This window comes from Butyrivibrio sp. LB2008 (genome assembly GCF_000621565.1).
Lineage (GTDB): Bacteria > Bacillota > Clostridia > Lachnospirales > Lachnospiraceae > Butyrivibrio.
Map to the genome: position 1 here is coordinate 58,168 of NZ_JHXZ01000013.1, position 15,998 is coordinate 74,165.

Here is a 15,998-nt window from a genome sequence, read left to right on the forward strand (position 1 = left end):
GTAAAAAATGGAAAACATTATTCAAAGTCTTCTTGAGACAGACCTTTACAAATTCTCAATGGGTCAGGCAATCTATCACAACTTCCCTGACTACACAACAACATGGACATTTAAATGCAGAAACAAAGATGTGAAATTCACAAAAGAAATGGTCGAGGAGATCAAAAAGCAGATCCTCGCTTACTGTGATCTCACTTTCAAGGAAGATGAACTCGAATACCTCAAGGGAATCAAGTGGATCAAGCCTTCCTACGTAGATTTCCTTCGTCTCTGGCATCCCAGATTTGAGGACTTCACGATCGGAACAGACGCCGAGTGCGGTCTTTCCATCGAGACAAACGGAACATGGCTTAACACATCTCTTTATGAGATTCCCACACTTGCCATCGTAAACGAAGTTTATTTCAGAATGGCTTATGACTACAACGAGCTCATAGCATCATTTAAGGAGAAACTTGATGAAAAGATCAAGCTCCTCACCGACAATACATACAACATCGGTGCATTCAGTGAATTTGGTCTCAGAAGAAGACTTTCAGCCGAAGCTCAGGAACTTGCAGTTGAGAAGCTCAGAGATTCCAAACTCGGCGATTCAATATTTGTAGGAACATCAAATGTTCTTTTGGCCAAAAAACTCGGTGTAACTCCCGTAGGAACAATGGCTCACGAGTGGATCATGTGCGTAGGTCAGGGTAACCACAAGCACAATCCCGCTTATTCAAACTGGTACGCACTTGATTATTGGGTAAAAGAGTATGGTATCCTCAACGGAACAGCTCTCACTGACGCGATCACAACAGACTGCTTCCTGCGCGACTTCCAGCTCACTTATTCAACTCTTTTCTCAGGTGTTCGTCACGACAGCGGAGACCCGATCGAATGGGGTGAAAAGATGATCGAGCACTACAAGAGCCTTGGCATAGATCCTACAACAAAGACTCTCCTGTTCAGCGATAGCCTTGATTTCAAGCGCGCAAACGACATCAACGCTCACTTCAAGGGAAGAGCAAAAGTTGCTTTCGGAATCGGAACATACATTGCAAATGACACCAACGTTCATGCACTTAACATCGTCATGAAGACAACAGCCTGCAACGGTCAGGATGTAGCTAAGATTTCAGATGTAGCAGGTAAGGGAATGTGCAAGAATCCCGACTATGTAGACTACTTACAGAGATGTATCGACTGGAGAATGGCTCACGAGAAGGTATGATTATGGAAAATATGATTAAGATAGATCCAAACGAACAGATTGAAAAAATTACAAAATGGATACGCGACTGGTTCGATGAGAACGGCAAGACTGCAAGCGCCGTAATCGGTCTTTCGGGTGGTAAAGATTCTACGATTGTTGCCGCTCTCCTTGTAAAGGCACTCGGAAAAGACAGAGTTGTAGGCGTTATGATGCCAAACGGCGAACAGAAAGACATTGCCGATTCACAGAAAGTAGCTGAGCTTCTCGATATCAAGACTTATACGGTAAATATCGCTCCCGCCGTTGACGGTGAGAAAAAAGCTCTTGAAGAAGCCGGAGTCACAATGTCAAATGATGCAAATATCAACACACCTCCGCGAATCCGCATGACAACTTTGTATGCGATCGCACAGTCACTTCCAAACGGCGGACGTGTGGCAAATACATGTAACAAATCTGAAGACTACGTTGGCTACTCAACCAAATACGGCGATGCCGCAGGTGATTTCAGCCCCTGCTCAGATTTCCTCGTTTCGGAAATGCTCATGATAGGTGACGCTTTAGGTCTTCCCAACGATCTTATCCACAAAACTCCTTCCGACGGATTATGTGGATTGTCTGATGAAGACAAGCTCGGATTTACTTATGCAACTCTTGATAAGTACATACTTACGGGAGAATGTGAAGATGCGGCGCTCAAAGAAAAAATTGACCGTCTCCACGCAATAAACCTTCACAAGCTTAAGACTATTCCGATGTACATAAAATAAGCAGTTGAATCAAAGAGTCGCATCCTTAGCGGAGCGATTATTTGGAGAGGATTTTCCTCTCCAAATAATAAGGACATTTCATTCTTCTCTAATCGTCTGTAACAGACTTTGAAAAAAGAATGAAATGTCCTTATTTCTTTTCAGAACATCCTTATTATTCTTCAGAATCACCAGAATCGTCATACTCGGCAACAATTGTTGTCTCAGCTTCTGAAGCCTCTGAAGTCTCACGCTCTTTTACCAAAACAATAAGTCTCTTGGGTTTTTCAGTTTCTTTTCTTTCTGAAACAAGACTGATCCTGCCGCATCCGGTCAGGCACATAGAAAGTACTAATAATAATGGTAAAAATTTTTTAATCATACGTTTTTTCCCTGTCATATCTGAAATCGTCAATTTTCCCCTACCAACAAACCGCTTGTACACTGGATTTGTACACTTATATGTTATCACAATCGCCTTGTTGCTTCAATTTTAAAGATATTTTTACAAAATTTACAAATCGGTTTCATGTGCTTTAATCGCAAACAAATCTTTATTGTGGTAATATAGATGATGATTTTATTATAGATTTTTCAGGAGGATATTATGGACCAGCAGAAAATCGGAACAAAATGCGTACAGGCAGGCTATACACCCGGTAACGGAGAACCTCGTCAGATACCTATTATTCAGTCTACAACCTTTAAATATGATACAAGTGAGGATATGGGAAAGCTTTTCGACCTTGAAGCTTCAGGATACTTCTATACAAGGCTTCAGAATCCCACAAATGACCATGTTGCAGCCAAGATTGCAGCTCTTGAAGGCGGAAGTGCAGCAATGCTCACATCTTCAGGTCAGGCCGCTAACTTTTTTGCGCTATTCAATATTTGTGAATGCGGAAGTCACATTGTTGCCTCATCTTCCATCTACGGCGGAACTTTCAATCTCATCGCAGTAACTATGGCTAAGATGGGAATCGAAGTTACTTTCGTATCTCCCGATGCAAGCGATGAAGAGCTTGATGCAGCATTTAAGGACAACACAAGAGCCGTATTTGGTGAGACAATTGCCAATCCCGCTCTTACAGTTCTCGATATTGAGAAGTTTGCAAACGCAGCTCACAGACACGGTGTTCCTCTTATCGTGGACAATACATTTCCAACTCCTGTTAATTGCAGACCTATTGAATGGGGCGCAGATATCGTAACTCATTCAACAACAAAATATATGGACGGCCACGGCGCAGCTGTAGGCGGTGCTATCGTTGATTCCGGCAAGTTCGACTGGATGGCTCATGCCGACAAATTCCCCGGACTCACACAGCCCGACGAATCATATCACGGAATCGTATATGCCGAGAAATTCGGTCAGGAAGGTGCTTTCATAACAAAATGTACAGCACAGCTTATGCGTGACTTTGGATGCATCCAGTCTCCTCAGAACGCCTTTCTCCTCAACCTCGGACTTGAATCACTTCACGTCCGCATGCCCAAGCACGTTGAAAACGGACTCGCTGTTGCCAAGTTCCTTCAGGAACAGCCTCAGGTTGAAAAAGTCAGCTATCCCGGACTTGAGTCAGACAAGTATTATGAGCTTGCCAAAAAATATCTTCCATACGGCGGATGCGGTGTCGTATCCTTCGAACTCAAAGGCGGAAGAGCCGCTGCAGAGAGCTTCATGAAAAAGCTCAAACTCGCAGCTATCGAGACTCACGTTGCAGACGCACGTACATGTTGCCTCAATCCCGCAACATCAACACACAGACAGCTCACAGACGAACAGCTTGAAGCAGCTGGAATCCCTGCAGGTCTTGTTCGTATGTCTTGCGGTCTTGAAGATAAGGATGATCTTATTGCAGATATCAAGAATGCACTTGCATAAATATTTCTGTATATCAAAAAACCAGACTTTTCGAAGTCTGGTTTTTTTGATGTAAGTATATTATATATATCTTTATTTACTCTGAGCTACATTTGGCTTATAAGGGCCTTTTACATTAGGCTTATAAGCACCTTTTACCTCGGGCTTTGCTGTGTTCTGAGTCACATTGGGCTGAGGTGCCGGTGTAGGTGCCGGAGCAGGTGTAGGTGTGTCCTGAGATTCACTTGGCTGAGGATTGTCATGATGCTCCTCTGTATCCTGAGGCTGCGGCTGCGGCTGAGGTGTGCATTCAGGCTGAGGTTGCGGCTGCGGCTGTGGCTGAGGTGTGCATTCAGGCACTGGAGGACACTGAGGCCACTGAGGCTGACACTGAGGCCACTGAGGCTGACATTCAGGCACTGGAGGACACTGGGGTACAGGTTGACACTCAGGCTTCGGTGTGCATTCAGGTTTTTTAGCCTCATCCTTCTTTTCGTTACAAGTAGGTTTAGGCTGCTCCTTCTTTTCTTCACAATTAGGCTTTGCAGTCTCTTCCTTCTTCTCTTCCTTATTCTCGTCTTTCTTTTCTTCTAATTTACCCGACGTAGGTGTACATTCCGGCTTAGGCGTGCATTCCGGTTTAGGCGTGCATTCCGGTTTAGGTGTGCACTCCGGCTTAGGTGTGCAATCAGGCTTAGAATTGTTATTCACTACCCAGCCATTTGGCTTGTACATTTCCCAACCACCACAGTATGATTCTTCCATCTTAACAGAATCTGAATACTCTGATTGTAATTCATCCGCACCCTTATCATTTTTATCCACAAAAAAATCACTGACGCAATAAGCCATAGGAACTGTAAGTACCGCAACTATTGCCAACGCTGTAGTCGATAAAAATCTCTTATTCATGTCATATACCCCCAATAGCAATATAAAATTATTTGTTTGTTATTAACATCTCTTAACAGATATTACTTTACCATTAACCTCTGATTATTTCAACTCATATTTAGTATTTATCACATATAATGCAATAGGCAGATAAGAATTCACTAAATTTTGAATTCTTATCTGCCTATAAAATCGATTAAACGTTTAACTTTTAATTAACTTACAAATACCCCTCCCACTACTTCTGGCAATTCGGTCATATCCTTGATTGAATATGTAACCTGAGGGTGTGTTGCAGCTTCTCCGATACCGACACATTTAAAGCCTCCGGCAAGGGCTGCGTCTATTCCGGAAAGAGCATCTTCAACAACGATCGCATCTTCCGGTTCCACGCCAAGCATTTGCGCCGCTTTAAGAAAGACCTCCGGATCCGGTTTGGATCTTGTTATATTGGTTCCGTCAGATACCGCATCAAAGTAGTCCTTTAGTCCCAGCTTCTCCAGTATCTTCTTGGTATTCTTGCTACTTGATCCGATTGCAAGAAGAGTTCCTCTCTCCCTAAGAGTATCAAGCACTTCTTTCACCCCGTCATCAAGATCGTTTTCGTTCATCGTATCAAGGAGTGATACATATATGCTGTTCTTCTTTTCCGCAATCTCTTTTTTCTCATCAAGCGAGTAAGCTCTGCCGGCCCTCTCCAGAATAATATCAAGAGACGCCATCCTGCTTACCCCGCGCAATCTGTCATTTATCTTCTCATCAAAATATATCCCCTGCTCATCAGCAACGGTTTTCCACGCCTTGTAGTGGAGCTTATCCGTAAAGCAGATTACTCCGTCAAGGTCAAAGATCACTGCCTTCATTTTTCATACCTCATTTCCTTAACACCTTTTACCTCTATTTTTTCTCCCCTCAATACCTCGCAGACAGCACCGCTCTTGGTAACGGTAAACTTAAGAAGACTGTTTCTGTACTTTATCTTGAAACTGTATTTCTTCCAGCCTGTAGGCAAGAACGGATCAACCGAGATCCCCTCCTTGGTAATCCTAAGCCCTGCAAAGCCGTTAACTATCGCCATATAACTTCCGCCCATATTCGCGGTATGTACGCCGTCTCCCGAGTTATTGTGCGTATTCATAAGATCCAGTTTTATTGAATCCCCGAAATACTCAACAGCCTTTTTGTGCATTCCAAGCCGTGACGCAACAATACTGAACACACAGGTTGAAAGAGATGAATCATGAGTCGTGATCTTCTCATAATATTCAAAGCTCTTTTTCATCACTTCCTTGGGCTGCCTGTCCTCAAACAGGAAATAAGAAAGCACAGTGTCAGCCTGCTTGCAGACCTGGTATCTGTACAGGTGAAGCGGATGATAGTGAAGAAGAAGCGGAAACTCTTCTTTAGGCGTATTCTTAAGATCCCACACAGGCTTTTGCAAAAAAGAATCATCCTGCGGATTGATCCCAAGCTCCTCATCATACGGAAGATACATCTTTTCCGCTGCTGCCTTTATCTCCTTAAGTTCCTTGGCTGTCACGCCGAGCTTATCAAGAAGCTCTTTTAACCTCTTATTCGATGAATGTTCCTCCGCAAAAGAAACAGCCATACTCATGTTGTAAGCCGCGCAGCAATTGGTGTAATAATTGTTGTCGGTCATGCATGTATATTCATCGGGGCCTGTCACCTCGTTTATAACAAAGCGCCCCTCTCTGTCATAATTTCCCACATCAAACCAAAGTCTTGCCGTCTCAAGAAGGATTTCCTCGCCCCGGTCCAGCATGAAATCTAGGTCTCCCGTTGTGAGATAATACTGCACGATCGTATAAGCTATCGCTCCGTTTATGTGATACGCCGCAGTTCCCGAGGGAAAATAGCCCGAGCACTCTTCACCCGTGATCGTTCTCCAAGGATAAAGCGCTCCCTTCTTATGACCCAAAAGAGCCGCGTTCTCCCTTGCTTTATCAAGTATTCCGTACCTGTACTCCAAAATATTCTTAGCAAGCTCGGGACTAGTCAGTATGAAAAAAGGTGCCACATACATCTCTGTATCCCAGAAATAATGACCTTCATATCCCTCGCCCGAAAGTCCCTTCGCAGCTATGCTGCAGTGCTTATCACGCGTCGCGGACTGAAAAAGCTGATACATATTGAAATTGACAGCCTGCCCAAGCTCATCGTCTCCGTCAATTTCCATTTCGGAATTGTCAAAAAACTCCGTTACATACTCTTTTTGCTTCTCATAAATATCCGAAAGACTTCCTCTCATCGCTTCCTTTAGAGTCTTCCTTGCAAAATCCTCAGGATCGTCCTCTCTGACTGAATCCGAGAATGTCGAATACTTTATAAGAGACAGTTCTTCCCCCTGCTTCACTTCAGCTTTTACATGATAAAGAGTTCTTCCCTCTTCCTTGCCATAGCCGATCTCCGCTTTGCCCGGGAGCCTCAACCTGTGTGACACTGCAGATGCCACGGTGATCCCGCTGACATTTGTCTCACTTACGGCAACGCTCATATCCTCGCGCCACTTAACGACTTCAACATTAAGAAGTGCTCCGCTGTCATCGCCAAGCCTTGGATCGTCCGGGTTTGAATAGTTTTTTACATCTGCGATATGATATGACTCAATCTCGATCTCGCCGTCAAAATTAAGAGCCTTCACGTTGTACTCAATCGTAAAAAGAGACGGGATCAAAAAAGATGTCATCCTCGTAACCGACAGTTCAATTTCTTTTCCGTCGGGAGAAGCCCAGATAACATGGCGCCTTGTAACTCCCTGCTCCATATCAAGCACTCTCTCATTCGCAATGACCTTGCCGGTAGTAAGGTCAAATCTGTCTCCGTCCGCTATAAGGCGTATCGTCTGGGTATCTGCCACATTGAGCATCGTTTGCTTCTTCTCGATAAGATTGCACAGACTCTCCGCCTGTTTCATCGGGATAATCTCGTATACACCGTTGATGTACGTTCCGCGCATGGTATTCCAGCCTTCGGGAACACCTTCCTCGACATTACCCCTCACACCTATATATCCGTTTGCATTGGAAAAAAGAGCCTCATGAAGATTGACTTCTTTTTCCATAAATTTTTCCTGTCTTGTAATGATACGCTTCATATTTTTTCCCTGCTTCTTATCCCTTTACAGCTCCCGCTGCCACGCCCTTTACGATGTATTTCTGTGCCGCAAGATAAAAAACAGCAACAGGAATGATCGTTATAACAAGGGCAGCCATAGCTTCGTTCCAGCTGATCGTATACTGTCCGAAAAACTTGGCCGTCGAAATCGGTATTGTCCTGTTCGCCGTCGACTTAAGAGTAAGTGAGGGCAAAAGATAATCATTCCATATCCAGATGACATCAAGGATTATAAGTGTCATCGTAGTAGGTTTGAGAATCGGAAAAACAATCCTCCAGAACAACGTCCAAACACTGCAACCGTCAATAATTGCCGCCTCTTCCAAAGATACGGGGATTGACGAAATAAAGCCGTGATACAGAAATACTCCCATTCCCGCGCCAAAACCGATATACATAAATATCAGGCCGCCGACCGAGTCTGTCATCTGTAGCCCTGTCACCTTACCGATCTTGTTCATCTCCTGCATAAGAGGCATCATGATAGTCTGGAAAGGAATAAGCATGGTTGCCACCAGAATCGAGAAAAGAGCTATGCTGAGCTTATTTGCACTTCTTACAAACATCCATGCAGTCATCGCTGAAAGCACAACGATTATAGTTATCGATACGATCGTAATAACAATCGAATTAAGTAGCGACGTCGTAAAATTCATCTTGCCAATTGCGGAGGCATAGTATTTAAACGAGAACTTTCCCGGAAGCGCCACCATATTTTTATACATCTCGGCTCTGCTCTTAAATGAATTCGTAAGTATTAAATAAATCGGGAACAGGTACAGTAAACACATAAGTGCAACAAGTACGTTCGGAATTATCTTTTTTACACTCTTTGACATTTACAGTGCCACCTCCCTCTTCTTGGTTATTGATACCTGAATAAATGTGACGATCGCAATTATCAGGAAAAAGATAATTGCCTTAGCCTGGCCGTATCCGAAATTACTGAGACTGAAAATCTCGTTGTAGATATTAAGCGAGAACATCTCAGACTGGAAATTCGCTCCTTCACCCGTAAGTGATACGTTGACGTCATAGATCTTGAAACAGTTTGAAAGAGCAAGAAACAGACATATCGTAAACGATGGCATCAGAAGCGGAAATTTAATTGAAAAGAGCGTCTGAAAATAATTGGCTCCGTCAATAGCCGCAGCCTCCATTACATCATCCGGGATAGCCATTATTCCCGTTATGTACACGATCATCACATATCCTGCCAGCTGCCATGTTGTCACCACGATCATCGCAATTACCGATTTAGTCGCATCAGTAAGCCAGTTTCCCAGCCCAACACTTAAGAAAAACTCACTGAACACGCTCTTCCAGATATATCCCAGGATAAGTCCACCGATAAGATACGGTAAAAAAAGCATGGTCCTTGCAAAATTCTTTACTTTAAGCCCCGTCGTCACAAGAAGGGCAAAAAACAATCCCAGGACATTTACGGTTATCACACTGATAACTGTAAAGATTGTTGTCCTTACCGCTGCGTTTATAAACTGCTTATCTCCGAATACCGCTTTATAATTGCTCATCCCCACAAAATTAGCAGCGTGCTTGGCAAATCCGTCCCATTCAACAAATGAATATCCGATTCCTATGAAGAACGGAATGATCACCACCACGAAAAAGGTGATCATGAGCGGTGCCGTAAATAATGCGTACCATCTTTTTTTAATCTTCATACCTTTATCTCTCCGTAAGAGGTGCTGCAACATATGCTGTCACAGCACCCTCATATCATTTAAAACATCATTTTGCATTTACAAATGCGTCATTAAGCTTGTCTATAAGTTCCTCACCTGTCATTGAAGTATTGGTAAAGAATTCCTGTGTGATAGGTGAAAGGCTTGTTGTGATAATTCCTGCAGGCCAGTTGCTCATTACCCACGGAATGCTGTCCTTTGCCGCCTCTGAAATAGACTTTGAAAGAGGATCGAGATTCTCTGAAGTCATTCCGTCAACAACTGGAACAAATCCAAATTGATTCATGAGATAGTCTGTTCCTTTTTCGCTTGTGTAAAGCCACTCAAGGAAATCTTTTGCCATAGCCTTCTCTTCATCCGAAGCATCAACGTTGATATACCATGCGGCGGGAACCGATACAGCAACTTTCTTGTTGCCCTTTATCGGAACGGGTGCGATACCCATGTCAAAGTCCACATCATAGTCTTTGAACATTCCGTATGCCCAGTTACCCTGATGGATCATTGCAGCTTTGCCTGTAGCGAAATCACCGCAGTTGTTGTCATAAGTCACATCAACGGGATTAGTGCAGTTCTCGCGGATCGCTTCCATAAGCTTTGCAAACTCTTTGAAAGCATCGTTGTCCTTCATTCTCACTTCACCGTTTAATACCTGCTGAAGATATGCGTCAGGATCGTCCTGAACCGCAAAAGGTGTATTCAATATATGTGCAATAAGGAAATAATCTTCCTGTGAAAGGCCGAGGCCGTTTATTCCCTTTCCTTTTGCTTCTTTCAAGAAATCAATCAGCGCGTCTGTCGTACCGATCTTTGATGTATCTACAAGATTGCCGTCATATACAAGTCCGAATCCTTCGATAGTATAAGGAACCCCCACAACTTTTCCGTCTACCGAATCTTTGAGATTGTCACTTATCTTGCTCATAAATGAGAGACTGCTCAAATCCTCAAGATAATCTGCCATCTCCACCGACTCTGAACCGGGTGCAAGTGAAAAAAGTACAGGGCCTGATTCTGTAGAAATACCTGTCTTGAGATCTTTGTAGTAGTTATCTCCGCTGGTCTCCCAAACTTCGATCTCTACTCCCGTCTCATCCTTATAATCCTTGGCGAGCTGATTAAGCTGATCCATGATCTCAGTCTTTGACTGGAAAATTGTAAATTTACCGCCTGCATTGGCACTCTTACCTTCTCCGTCAGCAGCTGCCCCTACACCTGCCGTTCCTGCAGCAGCTCCGCATCCTGTAAGAACGGAACCTGCTACCATAACCGTTGCCATAAGCGCAGCAAACAATTTCTTTTTCCTCATAGTTAATTACTACTCCTTTCCCATAACTCCCCTTTAAAAACAGTAAAAAGGTTATCTTCTTAACTACATCTTCCTATTTTTTACTAAAAAAAGACAATACCCCTTCTGTTTTTTAGAGGTATTGTCAGTTTGAGCCCTTTATTATTATGTAAAATTAATATAAAAAGAGGCCGTTTTAGTAAAACGCACCTCTTTTTTAGTAAAATATTATTGATTTAACTTCTTTTTACTAAAGTGGTTGTCCTCCACTTAATCCTTGCACCGATCTTAAGAGATTCATAGCTTCCCGATCCTTCGATAAGTTCGACCAGAGACTGGGCCGCAAGAAAACCTCTTTCGTAATTCGGAACTTCAACGGTTGTAAGTCCCATATACTTGGAAACAAAGGCATCGTCAAAACCACAGACTGCTATATCCTCGGGAACACGAAGTCCCGCCTCTTTGAACTTCCTCATAGCACCTATAGCCATCATGTCGTTCGCGCATACAAGAACCTGAGGCATATGCTCGGAAAGCATCAAAAGCCTCGCCGCCTGCGATCCGCTCTTCTCTCTCCAATTGCCCTCATAATGATCTCTTCTGTGAAAAGTTATCCCGTGAGCGGAAAGAGCATCGCGAAAAGCCTGATACCTCTCTTTATTATCATCCGTATCCATACCGGAAAGATAAGCAAATCGCTCATATCCCGATTTTATGAGAGTTTCAACCATTTCTTTTTCAGCATCATAGTTATTTACTATAACGCTCTTGATTCCCGGATGCTTTATCTCTCTGTCGAGAACAATTATCGGATAGTTGTTCTCTGCCGCTTTTACCAGCATCGAGTCTTCACATCGGTAATCAATATTGATACATCCCGCGGAATAATCACGGGACATATACTTCTCGGCATTTCTGCTTGTGCACACCATAATGTCATAATCCTTGGAATAGGCATAATCACTTATTCCATGGAGTATGTTCAGATAAAAATTGGTATCGAAATCACTGAAATTAACTACTATAGTTTTGTTTTCGGCGATCTTTTCCTTTACCCTGATCTTGGGCAGTTCATAGCCCATCTCCTTTGCAATAGCAAGAATCTTGTCTCTTGTCTTATCACTCATATTCCGCTTTCCGTGCAGAACATTCGAGACGGTTGCTATGGAAACGCCGGCTTCTTTAGCTATATCCTTAATCCCTACCATACCTTAAGTCTTCCTGTGCAAAAAACAGAGTTGTCGTCAACAATTAAAGTAAGTGTGCTCTGAGCTCCTCACCGCTCTTCTCGGATAAATATGCAGGAGCAATATCAAGCATTGTCTTGCATCCCTTCTGACCTTCATTGTACATACGGAAAGCAGCACGTGCAACCGCAGTAAGAACGCTTGTTGTAAATTCAGGGTTTGAATCAAGCTTTAAGCTGTACTCGATAACGTGGTTGTGCTCCTTGTCTGCACCTGTCTTTCCGCTTCTGAATACAAATCCGCCGTGAGCCATTCCGCTGTGATTCTTTAAGAGTTCCTCTTCGCTGATGAAATGAACTGTTGTGTCATAATCGGCAAAGTAGTTGGGCATCTCCTTGATCTCTTTTTCAACGGCAGCTGCGTCTGCTCCGTCTTCAAGTACAACGAAGCACTCTCTTGTATGTTTCTGACGTGTTGTAAGCTCAGGATTCTTGCCGCTTCTGACTGCCTCAAGTGCACTCTCTACAGGGATAGTGTACTGCTTAGCATTCTTAACGCCTTTTACGCGACGGATAGCATCTGAATGTCCCTGAGAAACACCCTTGCCCCAGAATGTGTAATCATTTCCGTCAGGAAGGATTGCATTTGAATATACTCTTGCAAGCGAGAACATTCCCGGATCCCATCCGCAGGAAATAACGGCAACTTTACCTGACTCTTTTGCAGCGGCATCAACATTTGCAAAGTGCTCGGGAATCCTTGCATGTGTGTCAAAGCTGTCAACAACATTGAACATCTTTGCGTACTGAGGAGTCTGTACGGGAAGATCTGTAGCACTTCCTCCGCAAAGGATCATAACATCAACCTTATCCTTCCAGCTTTCTATATCATCTGTAGAAACAACGGGTACACCCTGTGTTTTAATCTGAAGTGTCTTGGGATCTCTTCTTGTAAATACAGCAACAAGTTCCATATCGGGAGCAGCGTTTACAGCAAGCTCAACTCCTTTACCAAGATTTCCGTATCCTAAAATTCCTATCTTTATACTCATAATTACGCCTCCTTTATTCTCGTAAAGTATATCACACAATCACTATCCTTGTGTATAAAAGACACTTTGACGAAATAGCGGAAAAACTTAGCACTTTTCTTTCCTTGTAGGATTATTTTAACTTTCTTGTAACATCCCATTGACTAAATTTATTTTCAAGAGTATAAGTGTATTAGAACTAATAATACACTCGATGCTTATAAAGGAGACCGATATGAGAAAAACAAGTATCGCCATTATTTCATCTGTGCTGATACTCACACTTATGGGATGTAGCGGAGACAATTCCGCCAATTCCGCAAGCAGCGAGGTTTCAATAACGACAGTTACTATAGATGACACAGATGCTAAGGCAGAAGCAGATACAGCAGAAACTAAAAGTATAGAGGCCGCTTCCAATATGAATACAAAGTCTGCTGCCAGCAAAAATCCTGATGCTTCATTCAAATGTAACGGAAAGGAGATTTCTGTATTAAACGACACTGAAACTACAATTGAAGATCTCGGAACTTACGATCCCGAGCTTTCATACCTGGACGAAGAATACAAGAATTACGTGTTCTCTGACAGCAAGGTTCAATTTGACACAGCGATGATCGACGGAAAAGAATCCCCCATGGTACTATACGTTGCAAACCCTGAGATCAAAACCACAAAGAATGTAGGTGTCGGTAATACTGAGGAAGAAATTATAGCTGCTTACGGTTATCCAAATAACACAACCGAAAGCGACTACATCTATACACTCGAATATCACTTCACTTCTTACGATCTGATATTTGACTTCGACGGTAACAAAGAACATGTTGAAATGATTCGCTACAAGAATACTCACAACTGCAAAAAGGCTTCATTTTGATCATATAAATTTATAAGTTTAACATTTTTTACAAAGTGATCGCGACCGACTTGCTTAAAGAAGCATATATTGCTAATATATTTAACGCATAAAGCCTATGAAAGGAAAAATGATTTCCATGGATAAGAAACAAAGATTATTAGATCTTATTGATAAAGCCGGTCGCGGAAGTATAGAAGCGGCAGAAGCTATTGCAGAAGGATATTTTAAAGGAACTTTCGGGGACAGACCAAATCCCGAGAAAGCCAAAAAATGGGCATCTTACGCCGCAAAACATGGCAGTGAAAATGCCCAGAAAATTCTAGACGCATTAAAATAATGCAACCTATTATGAAAAAATCTATCTTTACAATTTAAGTATTTATGAAATCCTCCACATTATTCATGATACTTATGAGATTGCCAAGGTCAGTCTTCACTGAATCAGTTTCAAGTGAATGATTGGCATTGGCAATTTTTATGCACTCAATACCAAGTTCCTTGCACTTCTCATCCGCAAACGGAGTCTCACACCATGGATCGCTCGTTCCGTGTATTACAATCCCGCATTCTTTTCTAAGATATTTAAAGGTCTGTGCAACAGGAGTAAAGACAATCTGCTCGGCATTCACATTCTCCTGCCTGTCGTACTCTGCAGCAATCGCGGTACCGATACTCTTTCCCGCAAAGATAACTCTGTCATATGCAGAATAATCAATATCTTTAAGCTGCTCTTTTGCCTGTGAAAGAGCGATGTTAAACGCCTCAAGCATCTTCTCCGGATTTCCTTTTACGGCAGATGCCTTCTCCGGAAGTTCAAAACTCACCTCGCGTATCTCATAACCGTACTTCTGCGCCAGTTTTCTCGTATAGTAGAGAATCGGCCTTGATGAGTTGTATCCCATTCCGGGGAATATTACCATTAAGTTCTTTTTATCCATTACTAAAAACTCTTTCCTTAGTATTTATTTTATTTCATCAGGTTGTAGCATTCTGCATTTCGCCCGTTTCCAGCTCTGAGGCAAGTTTGCGCTTTCTGTACAGAACATGGGCCTGATAAATAATCAAAGCATATATTGCGATCATGAGCACAGCGTTTTCAACAATTCCTTTGACAGCCACCACTGCTTCCATTAATGTTGCGGTAGGAAAAAATGTAGCAAAATATTTTTCCAATTTTATCCACTGCCAAAATTCAAAGCATTCCCATATTATTTTAAATACCGCAACAACCGTGATTATATTAAACCACAATCTGCGCTTTACGCCACGTATAAAGCATAAATACGAAGCCACCACTCCCAATATACATAATATGGCAGGAATTATAACCTGTATCATCATAGCCATCACAAAGATCATAACACCTCTGCCTGACACTATATACTGCTCACGAAGCCTTAAATAATTAACATATTCATAATAGATATTGCTACCGACGTGGAAAACCAAAAAAGTAAAGAAAAATGCCATCAGAATCTTACCAATTTTCCCCGGTGTCAACATATATCTTACCGCATTGTACAAACCATAAGAAAAAACCAGCATTAGCACAACATGCTCTATAATAAAAATGTGATTACTTCTGACAATAGAATGAGCTATTGTTGTTCCGTCGAATTCAGCATATTTATCATACGCATGAACGTAATGCAACGTCAACTCTTCACCAACTTTAAGAAAAAGCGACAATACAATAACTGCATACAGTGCAGCAATCAAACCGTTTACTATCTTATTTTCAATTACAGGCTTCTTTTCCACCACTTTCACCATTTCCTTTCCGGATAACAGATCATCAAGGCTCACCTCAAGAAGCTGAGAAATTTTCTTCAGCGTAACAATATCAGGATAGCGCTCTCCGCGCTCCCAATTTGAAATTGTCTGCCTGCTCACATACAACCGGTCTGCCAGTGTTTTCTGCGTCAGTCCTTTTGTTTCTCTTGCACTTCTTAGCTGTTCACCAAATTCGACCATAACTCTGCTCCTCTAAATGATTTACACCTGCGCATGATGTTAGCTTCAGTATCCGATATCGTTCAGGATATTACAAGTTTTTACATAAAAATAGGGTGCCACGTTACGTTGCAC

General features: G+C 42.5%; 16 protein-coding genes. 5 read left to right on the plus strand and 11 right to left on the minus strand.

All coding sequences use genetic code 11. The features are described 5' to 3' along the window. Positions 1-7 precede the first annotated feature (7 nt). Together pncB and nadE are read left to right on the plus strand one after the other, a co-directional pair. Positions 8-1,213 (plus strand): nicotinate phosphoribosyltransferase, encoded by a 1,206-nt coding sequence (gene pncB, locus T356_RS0103100; protein WP_026513236.1) that lies wholly within the window; start codon positions 8-10, stop codon positions 1,211-1,213. A 2-nt stretch (positions 1,214-1,215) separates the two neighbouring features. After that, positions 1,216-1,965 carry an NAD(+) synthase gene (nadE, locus tag T356_RS0103105; protein ID WP_081777728.1) on the plus strand — a complete coding sequence of 250 codons (750 nt, stop codon included), beginning with the start codon at positions 1,216-1,218 and terminating at the stop codon, positions 1,963-1,965. Positions 1,966-2,119: 154 nt separating this feature from the next. On the opposite strand, the gene T356_RS0103110 is transcribed toward nadE, so the two are convergent. Then, positions 2,120-2,326, minus strand: coding sequence for a hypothetical protein (locus tag T356_RS0103110; protein WP_026513238.1), 207 nt, complete (start codon positions 2,324-2,326; stop codon positions 2,120-2,122). Positions 2,327-2,551: 225 nt separating this feature from the next. On the opposite strand from T356_RS0103110, the gene T356_RS0103115 reads away from it, so the two are divergent. After that, positions 2,552-3,829, plus strand: a complete 1,278-nt coding sequence (locus T356_RS0103115; RefSeq protein WP_026513239.1) for an O-acetylhomoserine aminocarboxypropyltransferase/cysteine synthase family protein — start codon at positions 2,552-2,554, stop codon at positions 3,827-3,829. 72 nt (positions 3,830-3,901) lie between these two features. On the opposite strand, the gene T356_RS20105 is transcribed toward T356_RS0103115, so the two are convergent. From T356_RS20105 to T356_RS0103155, 8 genes are all read right to left on the minus strand, one after another. Continuing rightward, a complete protein-coding gene (locus tag T356_RS20105) occupies positions 3,902-4,720 on the minus strand; it encodes a hypothetical protein (RefSeq protein WP_051563111.1) in 819 nt (272 codons plus the stop codon). A gap of 197 nt (positions 4,721-4,917) precedes the next feature. Then, the gene (gene pgmB, locus T356_RS0103125; RefSeq protein ID WP_026513240.1) at positions 4,918-5,565 is read right to left on the minus strand and encodes a beta-phosphoglucomutase; all 648 of its coding nucleotides are present in this window, start codon (positions 5,563-5,565) and stop codon (positions 4,918-4,920) included. Beyond that, positions 5,562-7,817 carry a glycoside hydrolase family 65 protein gene (locus T356_RS0103130; protein ID WP_026513241.1) on the minus strand — a complete coding sequence of 752 codons (2,256 nt, stop codon included), beginning with the start codon at positions 7,815-7,817 and terminating at the stop codon, positions 5,562-5,564. The genes pgmB and T356_RS0103130 overlap by 4 nt, the downstream gene beginning before the upstream one ends. A gap of 16 nt (positions 7,818-7,833) precedes the next feature. Then, the gene (locus T356_RS0103135; protein WP_026513242.1) at positions 7,834-8,676 is read right to left on the minus strand and encodes a carbohydrate ABC transporter permease; all 843 of its coding nucleotides are present in this window, start codon (positions 8,674-8,676) and stop codon (positions 7,834-7,836) included. After that, a complete protein-coding gene (locus T356_RS0103140; RefSeq protein WP_026513243.1) occupies positions 8,677-9,522 on the minus strand; it encodes a carbohydrate ABC transporter permease in 846 nt (281 codons plus the stop codon). A 67-nt stretch (positions 9,523-9,589) separates the two neighbouring features. Further along, positions 9,590-10,852, minus strand: a complete 1,263-nt coding sequence (locus T356_RS0103145; RefSeq protein WP_026513244.1) for an ABC transporter substrate-binding protein — start codon at positions 10,850-10,852, stop codon at positions 9,590-9,592. Between the two features lie 215 nt (positions 10,853-11,067). Further along, the gene (locus T356_RS0103150; RefSeq protein ID WP_026513245.1) at positions 11,068-12,039 is read right to left on the minus strand and encodes a LacI family DNA-binding transcriptional regulator; all 972 of its coding nucleotides are present in this window, start codon (positions 12,037-12,039) and stop codon (positions 11,068-11,070) included. A gap of 43 nt (positions 12,040-12,082) precedes the next feature. Continuing rightward, a complete protein-coding gene (locus tag T356_RS0103155; protein ID WP_026513246.1) occupies positions 12,083-13,069 on the minus strand; it encodes a diaminopimelate dehydrogenase in 987 nt (328 codons plus the stop codon). Between the two features lie 214 nt (positions 13,070-13,283). Between T356_RS0103155 and T356_RS0103160 the strand changes: the two genes are divergently transcribed. Next, positions 13,284-13,928: a hypothetical protein gene (locus T356_RS0103160; RefSeq protein ID WP_026513247.1), complete on the plus strand. Its 645-nt coding sequence runs from the start codon at positions 13,284-13,286 to the stop codon at positions 13,926-13,928. 118 nt (positions 13,929-14,046) lie between these two features. Continuing rightward, the gene (locus T356_RS0103165) at positions 14,047-14,247 is read left to right on the plus strand and encodes a hypothetical protein (RefSeq protein WP_026513248.1); all 201 of its coding nucleotides are present in this window, start codon (positions 14,047-14,049) and stop codon (positions 14,245-14,247) included. 34 nt (positions 14,248-14,281) lie between these two features. On the opposite strand, the gene T356_RS18190 is transcribed toward T356_RS0103165, so the two are convergent. Continuing rightward, on the minus strand, positions 14,282-14,848 hold the full coding sequence (locus tag T356_RS18190; RefSeq protein WP_051563112.1) for an alpha/beta hydrolase: 567 nt from the start codon (positions 14,846-14,848) through the stop codon (positions 14,282-14,284). A gap of 37 nt (positions 14,849-14,885) precedes the next feature. Next, positions 14,886-15,884 carry a helix-turn-helix domain-containing protein gene (locus T356_RS20110; protein ID WP_051563113.1) on the minus strand — a complete coding sequence of 333 codons (999 nt, stop codon included), beginning with the start codon at positions 15,882-15,884 and terminating at the stop codon, positions 14,886-14,888. Positions 15,885-15,998 lie beyond the last annotated feature (114 nt).

Excerpts from the sequence above, each read along its gene's own strand:
- pncB (WP_026513236.1), top strand. The coding sequence starts at position 8 with ATGGAAAACATTATTCAAAGTCTTCTTGAGACAGACCTTTACAAATTC.
- nadE (WP_081777728.1), top strand. The coding sequence starts at position 1,216 with ATGGAAAATATGATTAAGATAGATCCAAACGAACAGATTGAAAAAATT.
- T356_RS0103110 (WP_026513238.1), bottom strand. The coding sequence starts at position 2,326 with ATGATTAAAAAATTTTTACCATTATTATTAGTACTTTCTATGTGCCTG.
- T356_RS0103115 (WP_026513239.1), top strand. The coding sequence starts at position 2,552 with ATGGACCAGCAGAAAATCGGAACAAAATGCGTACAGGCAGGCTATACA.
- T356_RS20105 (WP_051563111.1), bottom strand. The coding sequence starts at position 4,720 with ATGAATAAGAGATTTTTATCGACTACAGCGTTGGCAATAGTTGCGGTA.
- pgmB (WP_026513240.1), bottom strand. The coding sequence starts at position 5,565 with ATGAAGGCAGTGATCTTTGACCTTGACGGAGTAATCTGCTTTACGGAT.
- T356_RS0103130 (WP_026513241.1), bottom strand. The coding sequence starts at position 7,817 with ATGAAGCGTATCATTACAAGACAGGAAAAATTTATGGAAAAAGAAGTC.
- T356_RS0103135 (WP_026513242.1), bottom strand. The coding sequence starts at position 8,676 with ATGTCAAAGAGTGTAAAAAAGATAATTCCGAACGTACTTGTTGCACTT.
- T356_RS0103140 (WP_026513243.1), bottom strand. The coding sequence starts at position 9,522 with ATGAAGATTAAAAAAAGATGGTACGCATTATTTACGGCACCGCTCATG.
- T356_RS0103145 (WP_026513244.1), bottom strand. The coding sequence starts at position 10,852 with ATGAGGAAAAAGAAATTGTTTGCTGCGCTTATGGCAACGGTTATGGTA.
- T356_RS0103150 (WP_026513245.1), bottom strand. The coding sequence starts at position 12,039 with ATGGTAGGGATTAAGGATATAGCTAAAGAAGCCGGCGTTTCCATAGCA.
- T356_RS0103155 (WP_026513246.1), bottom strand. The coding sequence starts at position 13,069 with ATGAGTATAAAGATAGGAATTTTAGGATACGGAAATCTTGGTAAAGGA.
- T356_RS0103160 (WP_026513247.1), top strand. The coding sequence starts at position 13,284 with ATGAGAAAAACAAGTATCGCCATTATTTCATCTGTGCTGATACTCACA.
- T356_RS0103165 (WP_026513248.1), top strand. The coding sequence starts at position 14,047 with ATGGATAAGAAACAAAGATTATTAGATCTTATTGATAAAGCCGGTCGC.
- T356_RS18190 (WP_051563112.1), bottom strand. The coding sequence starts at position 14,848 with ATGGATAAAAAGAACTTAATGGTAATATTCCCCGGAATGGGATACAAC.
- T356_RS20110 (WP_051563113.1), bottom strand. The coding sequence starts at position 15,884 with ATGGTCGAATTTGGTGAACAGCTAAGAAGTGCAAGAGAAACAAAAGGA.